The 278-nt window shown below is 47.5% G+C and carries 1 pseudogene; it reads left to right on the top strand.

The annotated features are described in order from the left end of the window. Positions 1–213: pseudogene (locus Q0954_RS34760) on the top strand (hypothetical protein); the annotation flags it as partial. Between the last annotated feature and the right edge of the window lie 65 nt (positions 214–278).

Below are 278 nucleotides of genomic sequence, written 5' to 3'. Positions count from 1 at the left end.
GAAGTGAAAAAGTACCTGCCCCCTGATTATCACGCGGCAAAGATACTGCTGAGTGCCAAGGCACAACACCTGGGGTATGGTACCCAAAAGGTGGAGCATTCGGGTGAAATCACCACCAAAAATATTCAGGTAATCATTGCCAACCCTTATGAGAATGAAATAGACGATAACGATAACGATAACAAGGAGGGAGCCGCCACCGATGACCAGTAAAAAGAAAGGGCAAGCAGTGACTGTCCGCCCCAGTAAACCCCAGTTTGATATCTACGTGTCACGTA

This window comes from uncultured Microscilla sp. (assembly GCF_947493425.1).
Taxonomy (GTDB): domain Bacteria; phylum Bacteroidota; class Bacteroidia; order Cytophagales; family Microscillaceae; genus Microscilla.
The sequence above is the reverse complement of the archived record's forward strand: the minus strand, read 5'-3'. Positions and strand labels throughout refer to the sequence as shown.